An 8353-nucleotide genomic window follows, 5' to 3' on the forward strand; every position below is an offset into this window, starting at 1 on the left:
TTCGGCTGGGCCAAGACCGTGGGGCGCATGCGCCAGGTGATGGTGCGTGGCTTGAAGAAGGTGGACCAGATGTTCGTGTTGAATATGGCGGCCTACAACCTTGTGCGCATGCGATCGCTGGCACAGGTGCGTCCATAGTGGCGGGAAAGCGGCAATGAGGCCAAAAAAGTAGCCTCAAACCGCCGAAACAACGTTGAATTCGCGTTGAGATTGCGCAATCTGAAAAATTTTGCGGCAGGAGCCGCGTAAGCGGAACAAGGCCGTCTCCGTTGGGCTGTATTTCAGCGGCCTGTTAGGGCCTTGCTTGTATTTGCCGATATCAACCTGACTCGACGTGAAGAGGACGGTGCAGAATATCGGTAAGCGGACGTACGCAATTAGTCAGTGACGGCGAACGCTTGGCCTACGAATTACCGTCGAGAAACAGATACAGATAGAAATACTGCCCACGAACCGTCGTTGGCAGGTACGTGATGTCCCAGGAATACAGCTGGTTCGGCGCGTCGGCGCAAACCGAACGCGGTTTGCTGCGAGCGTGGGCCGGCCGTTCGCTGCGCCGGTGGGCGAGTTGCTTCTCGGCCTTCAGTACCCGGTAGAACGTCGATTCGGAGGCGATATAGCGTTGCTGGTCTGCCAGTCGCGGGACGATCTGGCTTGGCGGCAGATGACCAAACTCGGCCGAGTTCGCGACTGCCAGAAGCTCGGCGCGTTCCTCGACAGAGAGCTTGTGGCGCGGCTCGTGGTGCCGTAACGAGCGCCCGTCCACCGCGTCAGGTTCGCCGCGCTGCCAGCGCTGCACTGTGCGCGCGCTGAGCCCCAGAATCTTGCACGCATGCGCCTGCCGAGCCCCGGCCAGGCTCGCCTCGTTGATGCGGCCGATCAATGCCTTGCGCTCATCAGGGGCCGTCATTCGGCCTCGTCCCCGAGGAGCGCGCGGTACTTTTTCTGCAGCACCAGTAGCGCCGCAGCTTCGGCCAGCGCCTGCTCCTTGCGCTTGAGCTCACGCTGCAGTTGCACATTGCCCTGCTTCAGATCCCGCACTTCCTGGGCGCTCTCACGTCGGCTAGCGGCTGCGCCGCCGGCGCAAAAATCCGCACGCCACTGCACGAGATGATGCGCAAACAGGCCGCGCTCCCGACACCAGCCGTTCAATGCATCGTCCACCAGGCGGTGGCTCTCGTGCAAGGCCATCAGGCGTTCTTCCAGCGACCAGTCTTCCGGACGTCCTGCATGTCCAGAACTCGAGATCCGGTTCGCGGCGGTGGTGCCTCTCATCCAATTCCTTAATGTCAGTACGTTCACATTCAATTCGTAAGCCACGGCTCCAACCGTTCGGCTCCCGCGCTGCAGGACCTTCGACAGCGGCTGCTCCTTGAACTCAACAGAATACGTTTGTTTCGTCTTCAACTTGCACCTCTGACTCTTCTTGATAAGAAAGTTCAGAGGCGACAACTACTATGACGCCGGGGGGTTGATGATCTGACTCAAGAAACGCCCCTGATTCGGGCCAAGAGCGACCAATAAAATCCTGAGCGGACGCAGCTCTCGTGTCAGCCATGAATCTGTCAAATGATTCGATATGGGAATCCACGCGCTGCGCGTACGCGGGCATTGTCCATGTCAATATCCCGGCCAAACACACAGAAGACACATACTGAATTGTGTTTGCAAGTCTACCGAGTTGTTTGCCGTTGCCGGGATTTACAGCGGGGAATCCTTGTATGCTGAGGTAAATAGACCGCGTCGACATATAATTTTCCTTGGAGTTAACCTTTTTGCTAGGCAGATATGGAATTACAGTCGCCAGCTCCTTGGGGCGCTTCAAGGTCGATGCAATAATTGTACGCGCTCAGCCACGGAATAATTGCTCAAATGCCCTTCACGAGCGGCCTGGCTGCGTGCTGCCGTAATGAGTGCCTTGTTGCGTGGAGGGGCGGACGGTGCGCTGACCTCCTTATCCAGCGCATTACCGCTGCAACGCGGACAGGACGCCAACGAATTGGCGCGTACGAGTGTCTCGAACCGTAAATTGCAGTTGCGGCATACATAGTCGTAAAGAGGCATGAGACGTTTTCCTCAATGCGCAAGGTTGTGCGACGGAGCATCATCGGCGAAACGCGACGATTCGCGCATGGCGTTTTTGAGTCGGTCTACCGTTAGCAGCAGCTGTAGTCCAAAATCCGTGGCCATGTCGAAAGCAGTTCGCCCATCTGGCGCGACCAAGCTGTCACTCGCACCAAGGGATATTAGCAACCACATGACGTCGACTCTGCCGCTGGCTGCTGCCTGCATCAGGCATGTGACGTCGTGCGCATTGGCATGATCGACATTAAGACCGGCACTGACCAACAGTAGAATCGGCTCGGGCGTTCCGTATAGACATGCGTACCATAGCGCATCGTTTCCGTTGTCGTCGAGCGCACGGACGGGTGCACCTTCGTCGAGCAACGCGGCGACGATACGGTATTCCCCATGCATCGCTGCGAGCATCAGCGGCGTTATGCCGTCAACGCTGCAGGAATGGGCATCCGGGAAGTCGTGCGCCGACAGCCATCTAGCGACTGACGAACGTGCACGAGTTTGCCGACCTTCATCAGCGTGCGGGAGGCTTTGACCGTTCCCATTTCGACGGTCGGCAGCATCGATTAGCAATGCCATGGAAGTTCTCCAGTTAGATTGCGTGAGCGTTGTGATAGATTGCGTGCATGGGGCGTCCTCATGAGGAGGCACCGTGGCGAAACACAACTTAAACCGGTCTGTTTTCGTTAGGATCACGGACTGGACCCATCAGTTCGAGTCCCTGCGCGTAACTGATGGAATCGAAACACAAGTCGAACTTCGACCCAGCGTCGGCGACCGCATCGAGTTTTCCCGCGGTGTCCTTTTTCTTCAGCTCTGCCTTATCGAGATACAGGAGCTCAAGTGTTTCGTTGTAGACCGTCGATTCCACGATAGGCAGGACATAGAATACCGCGCCCTGATAGTGCGCCTGATAGCGACTCGAAAGATCGATGTTGTCGCAGAACAGAAAGTACTTTCCGTTTGGCGAGAGTGCGTCTCCCAACACTTCGGCGACGTCTTTCAGATGTTCGAAACTCAATAGCCACCCCGCGAAAAATAAGAGATGCGGGTCGCCGAGGTCGGCCACTGCGGTGACCTGCTCGCAAGACAGCTCAGGCGGGCGGGCTTCGTCAGCGAGTTGCGGTCCGAAGCGCAGCGCGAGTTCGCCGCGAAAACCGATGCGCCGAGGCGTACTGGTGGGGCCCTTGAACACTGCATTGAGTAAACGGCCCTCGAGCTGCAAGCGGGCGAAAACAGTCTGGTCAAGTTCCTTGTCGATAGTCATATCGTTCATTAGGTTTTCCTCTCAAGTTTGAATAGCTTGTGAAATGGCAGTGACAGTTCGTATTTGGTCAAGAAGCATGGGGTTTCGCTTGCAACTTCCGTACCACCAATCCCTCTCTTGCTGGTCCACTGCCATTGACCGAGGCGGGCCGAAAATGATGGTGCAAACCTGGTTTGCGACAACAACGCACGGTTTGTCAGGAAGCCGACGCTGCGAACATCGGTAGGCGGCATGCCGGCACGCTTGCTGAAAGCGCGATTTGCAAGGCATTTCAACGACTCTGGAGCGTTGGCATAGAAACTGCTCTATAGCGATTCGCGCGGACACCATCCGGCCGATGCGTGACTCCACAGAAGAAGATCATATGGACACTGCACGCTGAGCACATGATCGCGGCTTTGCAGCCTTGATTGGCAACCTTGGTTTAATCCTTCTATCTCAATGGAGTACCACGATGGCTCAACTTCGGCAGATCGCTTTCTACGGAAAGGGCGGAATTGGAAAATCGACCACGTCGCAAAACACGCTCGCGGCGCTCAGCGACCTCGGGCAAAAGATCCTCATTGTCGGCTGCGATCCGAAGGCAGACTCGACACGGCTGATACTGCATGCGAAGGCGCAGGACACAATTCTCTCTCTCGCGGCGGAAGCCGGCTCTGTGGAGGACCTCGAACTCGAGGATGTCATGAAGATTGGCTACAAAGACATACGCTGTGTGGAGTCGGGCGGTCCTGAGCCAGGTGTCGGCTGCGCGGGTCGCGGTGTGATTACATCGATTAATTTCCTGGAGGAGAATGGCGCCTACGACGGAGTGGACTACGTCTCATACGATGTGCTGGGCGACGTGGTGTGCGGAGGCTTTGCAATGCCAATTCGCGAGAACAAGGCACAGGAGATTTATATCGTGATGTCAGGCGAGATGATGGCTATGTACGCTGCAAACAATATCTCAAAAGGGATTCTCAAGTACGCCAACAGCGGTGGTGTGCGTTTGGGCGGCCTCATTTGCAACGAGCGCAAGACCGACAAGGAACTCGAGCTTGCCGAATCGCTCGCAGCGATGCTCGGCACACGTCTGATCCACTTCGTGCCGCGCGACAACATCGTGCAGCATGCGGAACTACGCCGCATGACGGTGATTGAGTACGCGCCAGAGAGTGTACAGGCCGCCCAGTATCGCACGCTTGCAGAGAAGGTGCATAACAACGCCGGCAATGGCGTGATCCCAACGCCGATCACGATGGACCAACTCGAAGATCTCCTGATGGAAAAAGGAATCATGGCGCAGGTCGATGAGTCGAAAGTTGGCAAGACAGCGGCTGAACCGACCGCCTGACGGCTGCGGGGATGACGGTTGCCGTGCGGCGTACGGCAACCGATTCCGGCAATCATATTTCTCCACTTATGGATATGCAATGACCGAAACGGTTGAGGAACGTAAGGCAGCTAACAAGGCTCTCATTGATGAAGTGCTGCGAGCTTACCCCGAAAAGATGGCGAAGCGGCGGGCCAAGCATTTGGGCACTTTCGAGCAGGGTAGGCCGGACTGTGGGGTGAAGTCCAACATAAAGTCACTGCCTGGTGTGATGACGATTCGCGGCTGCGCATATGCCGGTTCGAAGGGCGTGGTCTGGGGACCGATCAAGGACATGATTCACGTCAGTCACGGACCGGTCGGCTGCGGCCAGTATTCGTGGGGTTCGCGCCGCAATTATTATGTCGGAACAACCGGAGTCGATACGTTTGTCACGATGCAGTTCACTTCTGACTTTCAGGAGAAGGACATCGTGTTCGGTGGCGACAAGAAACTCGACAAAATCGTCGATGAGATTCAGGAGCTGTTTCCGCTCAACAGAGGCATATCGGTTCAAACCGAATGCCCGATCGGTCTAATCGGCGATGACATCGAGGCAGTCTCGAAGAAGAAGAGCGCTCAGTATGGCGGGCACACAATCGTACCCGTACGCTGCGAGGGATTTCGCGGCGTATCGCAGTCGCTTGGGCATCATCTCGCGAACGATGCGATTCGCGATTGCGTGTTCGACCGGGTCGATCCGAATAAACATTCCGCGCTCGAGTCAACTCCGTACGACGTTGCGATCATCGGTGACTACAATATCGCTGGCGACGCGTGGTCAAGCCGCATTCTCCTTGAGGAGATGGGTTTGCGCGTTATTGCGCAGTGGTCGGGCGATGGTACGCTCGCTGAACTGGAGAATACGCCGCGCTCAAAGCTTAACCTGCTCCACTGCTACCGGTCGATGAATTACATCAGCCGGCATATGGAAGAGAAGTATGGTGTTCCTTGGCTGGAATACAACTTTTTCGGTCCTACCATGATTGAAAGGAGCCTGAGAGAGATCGCGTGCCGATTTGACGACACGATCAAGATCAATGCCGAGAAGGTGATCGCCAAATACCGCCCGCTGATGGATGCGGTGATCGCGAGATATAAACCACGCCTCGAGGGTAAGAAAGTGATGCTCTTTGTAGGCGGCCTTCGCCCGCGCCACGTCATCGGGGCGTACGAAGACCTCGGCATGGAAGTCGTTGGCACCGGCTACGAGTTTGCCCACAACGATGACTATCAGCGCACTACACATCACATTCACGACGGCACGCTAATTTACGACGACGTGACCGGATACGAATTCGAGCAATTCGTCGAACGCATGCGGCCGGACCTCGTCGGTTCAGGAATCAAGGAAAAGTACGTCTTTCAGAAGATGGGTGTTCCGTTCCGCCAGATGCACAGTTGGGATTATTCAGGACCGTACCACGGCTACGACGGATTCGCGATCTTTGCGCGCGACATGGACATGGCAATTTCGAGTCCTGTCTGGACTCTTTCCAAGGCGCCGTGGAAAAAAGCAGCGTGAAGCAGGCGGCCCGTTGGCGATACGGCCGTGTCGCCGGAAGGCTCTCCAGGAAATCGATTCAGGAGCGAGTCATGCCCCAATCAAGCCACAACATTCTCGATCACGAGCTGCTCTTTCGCGAGCCGGAATATCAGGCGCTTTTGCGCAACAAGAAGCAAAATTTTGAGTTCAACCATCCTGATGAGGCAGTGAGGGAGGTTGCCGAATGGACAAAGACTGAAGACTACAAGCAGAAAAACTTCGCGCGCGACTCGCTAACCATCAATCCAGCGAAGGCCTGCCAGCCTCTGGGGGCGGTATTCGTGGCAAACGGCTTTCATAAAACACTGCCGTTCGTGCACGGCTCTCAGGGCTGCGTGGCCTATTATCGCTCACACTTTTCGCGGCACTTCAAGGAGCCGACGTCGTGCGTGAGTTCGTCAATGACCGAAGACGCGGCGGTCTTCGGGGGCCTCAATAATATGATCGACGGTCTGGCGAATGCATACAACCTTTATAAGCCCGAGATGATCGCCGTATCGACGACCTGCATGGCAGAGGTCATCGGTGACGACCTCGATGCATTCATCAAGAATAGTAAGCAGAAGGGGAGCGTTCCGCAAGACTACGATGTGCCGTTCGCTCATACGCCCGCGTTTGTCGGCAGTCACGTGACGGGTTACGACAATGCTCTACTGGGCATTCTCAAACACTTCTGGGACGGCAAGGCCGGTACCGCAACACCACTCATACGTGTGCAGGATGAGAGCGTAAACTTTATCGGTGGCTTTGACGGTTTCGTGGTGGGCAACATCAAGGAGGTTCGACGTATCTTCGATCTGTTCGGCGTGAGCGTCAACATCATCTGCGATCCTTCCGACACATGGAATACACCGACGGATGGCGAATTCCGCATGTATGAGGGTGGGACCACGAAGGAAGAAGTTGAACGTGCACTGAATGCGAAAGCAACGTTCATTTTCCAGGAGTATTGCTGCGAAAAGACGGCGAAGTTTATCGCGGAACACGGCCAAGAGGTAATTGTGCTTAATTCGCCAGTCGGCGTTGCTGGTACCGACCATTTCCTCATGGAGATATCGCGTGTCACGGGCCAACCGATTCCACCTGAACTGGAAAGGGAGCGGGGGCAACTCGTTGATGCAATCGCGGACAGTCAGGCTATTCTCCATGGCAAACGCTATGCACTCTACGGCGATCCCGATCAGATGCTAGGTTACACGCGATTCCTGCTCGAGCTCGGTGCAGAGCCGGTGCATGTTGTGTCGACAAACGGTAACGACGGCTGGGCAGAGAAGGTCAAGGCGTTGTTGGACGCGTCGCCGTACGGTGCGGGATGCAACGCCTATCCGAAGCGCGATCTCTGGCATCTGCGCTCGCTGCTATTTACCGAACCAGTCGATTTCCTGATCGGCAACACTCATGGGAAGTACTTGGAGCGTGATACGGGGACACCGCTAGTGCGACTCGTGTTTCCGATTTTTGACCGGCACCACTATCACCGTTTTCCGACGTGGGGGTATGAGGGAGGATTGCGCGTTCTATTGGCATTACTGGACGAATTCTTCGAAAGGCTCGATGCGAGTACGGTCGATATTGCAAAGACTGATTACAGTTATGACATTGTTCGCTGATGGCAGAATGGTTGTTGCCTAGGCTTGGTTTGCCCAGCCCCTCGACGTGGGCGATCGTGCGCGGCCGCTCGGCAGAGCGCGGTCCGCACGACTTTTTGACTAGTTGTCCACAGCACCCAGGTATGGCCGCGCTCCGTCGTCCGATTCACATCTATCCTCTAAAAGCCCCTGTTGGAAGTTGCAAATCTCGATAAATTAACTGGCTCTTTTGATTTTGGAGTGGGTGATGCGACTCACGAGGCATGCGGGTTGAAGCCGGAGAAGTCGAGCTTGCCGGCAACGAGAAAGAGGACCGTGCGCATTGTCGTGAAGCGTGTGTAACCGCGAGCCTTTCGCTTGGCCGCTTGAAACAAGCCGTTGATGGCTTCAATGAAGCCGTTGGTCTGGCGGGTCTGAGTCCAGGCGACGACGCCGTCGAAGTGCCGACGTATCAGACGCGCAACGTCCTTCATTGGCTCGACTTTTGAGCGCATGACATTGGTGCACCACTGCCGCAA

Annotated in this window: 9 protein-coding genes and 1 pseudogene; 4 read left to right on the forward strand and 6 right to left on the reverse strand. The window is 55.9% G+C overall.

The genetic code is table 11. From position 1 onward, the window contains the following. Positions 1–138: pseudogene (locus E1N52_RS42280) on the forward strand (IS5/IS1182 family transposase); the annotation flags it as partial. Between the two features lie 265 nt (positions 139–403). Here the strand turns inward: E1N52_RS42280 and E1N52_RS42285 are convergent. From E1N52_RS42285 to E1N52_RS42305, 5 genes are all read right to left on the reverse strand, one after another. Then, on the reverse strand, positions 404–910 hold the full coding sequence (locus tag E1N52_RS42285) for a helix-turn-helix domain-containing protein (RefSeq protein WP_133190971.1): 507 nt from the start codon (positions 908–910) through the stop codon (positions 404–406). Then, entirely contained in the window at positions 907–1407 is a 501-nt protein-coding gene (locus E1N52_RS42290; protein WP_133190973.1) for a transposase, read from the reverse strand. Before E1N52_RS42290 ends, E1N52_RS42285 begins: the two co-directional genes overlap by 4 nt. Before the next feature lie 414 nt (positions 1408–1821). Beyond that, the gene (locus E1N52_RS42295; RefSeq protein ID WP_133190975.1) at positions 1822–2064 is read right to left on the reverse strand and encodes an FmdB family zinc ribbon protein; all 243 of its coding nucleotides are present in this window, start codon (positions 2062–2064) and stop codon (positions 1822–1824) included. A 12-nt stretch (positions 2065–2076) separates the two neighbouring features. Next, a complete protein-coding gene (locus E1N52_RS42300; protein WP_133190977.1) occupies positions 2077–2658 on the reverse strand; it encodes an ankyrin repeat domain-containing protein in 582 nt (193 codons plus the stop codon). An 88-nt stretch (positions 2659–2746) separates the two neighbouring features. Then, on the reverse strand, positions 2747–3355 hold the full coding sequence (locus E1N52_RS42305; RefSeq protein ID WP_133190979.1) for a hypothetical protein: 609 nt from the start codon (positions 3353–3355) through the stop codon (positions 2747–2749). 445 nt (positions 3356–3800) lie between these two features. Here E1N52_RS42305 and nifH point away from each other — a divergent pair, with 445 nt between their 5' ends. From nifH to nifK, 3 genes are all read left to right on the forward strand, one after another. After that, complete coding sequence (nifH, locus tag E1N52_RS42310; RefSeq protein ID WP_133190981.1) at positions 3801–4682, forward strand: nitrogenase iron protein; 882 nt, start codon at positions 3801–3803, stop codon at positions 4680–4682. 79 nt (positions 4683–4761) lie between these two features. Further along, positions 4762–6225 (forward strand): nitrogenase molybdenum-iron protein alpha chain, encoded by a 1464-nt coding sequence (gene nifD, locus E1N52_RS42315; RefSeq protein WP_133190983.1) that lies wholly within the window; start codon positions 4762–4764, stop codon positions 6223–6225. A gap of 71 nt (positions 6226–6296) precedes the next feature. Continuing rightward, the gene (gene nifK, locus E1N52_RS42320) at positions 6297–7856 is read left to right on the forward strand and encodes a nitrogenase molybdenum-iron protein subunit beta (protein WP_133190985.1); all 1560 of its coding nucleotides are present in this window, start codon (positions 6297–6299) and stop codon (positions 7854–7856) included. Between the two features lie 233 nt (positions 7857–8089). Here nifK and E1N52_RS42325 read toward each other — a convergent pair. Then, on the reverse strand, positions 8090–8353 hold a 264-nt coding region (locus E1N52_RS42325; protein ID WP_165979580.1), incomplete at its 5' end, for a transposase.

Source organism: Paraburkholderia guartelaensis, from assembly GCF_004353905.1.
Lineage (GTDB): Bacteria > Pseudomonadota > Gammaproteobacteria > Burkholderiales > Burkholderiaceae > Paraburkholderia > Paraburkholderia guartelaensis.

Excerpts from the sequence above, each read along its gene's own strand:
- E1N52_RS42285 (WP_133190971.1), bottom strand. The coding sequence starts at position 910 with ATGACGGCCCCTGATGAGCGCAAGGCATTGATCGGCCGCATCAACGAG.
- E1N52_RS42295 (WP_133190975.1), bottom strand. The coding sequence starts at position 2,064 with ATGCCTCTTTACGACTATGTATGCCGCAACTGCAATTTACGGTTCGAG.
- E1N52_RS42300 (WP_133190977.1), bottom strand. The coding sequence starts at position 2,658 with ATGGCATTGCTAATCGATGCTGCCGACCGTCGAAATGGGAACGGTCAA.
- E1N52_RS42305 (WP_133190979.1), bottom strand. The coding sequence starts at position 3,355 with ATGAACGATATGACTATCGACAAGGAACTTGACCAGACTGTTTTCGCC.
- nifH (WP_133190981.1), top strand. The coding sequence starts at position 3,801 with ATGGCTCAACTTCGGCAGATCGCTTTCTACGGAAAGGGCGGAATTGGA.
- nifD (WP_133190983.1), top strand. The coding sequence starts at position 4,762 with ATGACCGAAACGGTTGAGGAACGTAAGGCAGCTAACAAGGCTCTCATT.
- nifK (WP_133190985.1), top strand. The coding sequence starts at position 6,297 with ATGCCCCAATCAAGCCACAACATTCTCGATCACGAGCTGCTCTTTCGC.